1 protein-coding gene is annotated in these 463 nt (G+C 61.8%); it reads right to left on the bottom strand.

The features are described from left to right. Positions 1-463, bottom strand: a 463-nt coding sequence (locus tag CDV44_RS27010) for a TonB-dependent receptor plug domain-containing protein (protein ID WP_170936125.1), incomplete at both ends; no start/stop codon positions are given.

Raw genomic sequence — 463 nt, 5'->3', positions numbered from 1 at the left:
CAGGCGATAGCCGAAGCGATTGTCGGGGCCAAAGCGTCCGCCGAGATCGAGCTTTTCGCTCCACACATTGCTCGCTTCGTAGCCGACCGAGAATTGACGCAGCGGCTCGTCTGTCGGCCGCTTGAGCACGTAGTTCACGATGCCACCGGGTGTGCCGAAGCCGTACATGAAGCCGGCCAGACCCTTGAGCAGTTCCACCTGCTCGAACGGCTCGAGCGGGATGTCGGCTTGCCACGAGACGAAGTTCTGCCCATCGATCTTGGTGCCGTCAAGCATGTCCACGCGCATGCCGCGCACGGCGAAATACGAGTTCTCGTTGCGCTTGTTTTCCGAGAGCGTGGTGACGGCCGGGTCGTACTTGAACGCGTCTGTCGCGGTCTGGGCCATCTGGTTCTTGATCTGCTCGCTATTGACGGCGACAACGGAGAACGGGGTGTCCACTGCGCGCCGTGTGCCCAATGCG

The sequence above is a fragment of the Pandoraea sp. PE-S2R-1 genome, from assembly GCF_002179865.1.
Taxonomy (GTDB): domain Bacteria; phylum Pseudomonadota; class Gammaproteobacteria; order Burkholderiales; family Burkholderiaceae; genus Pandoraea.
This window is presented reverse-complemented; position numbering and strand designations above follow the sequence as displayed.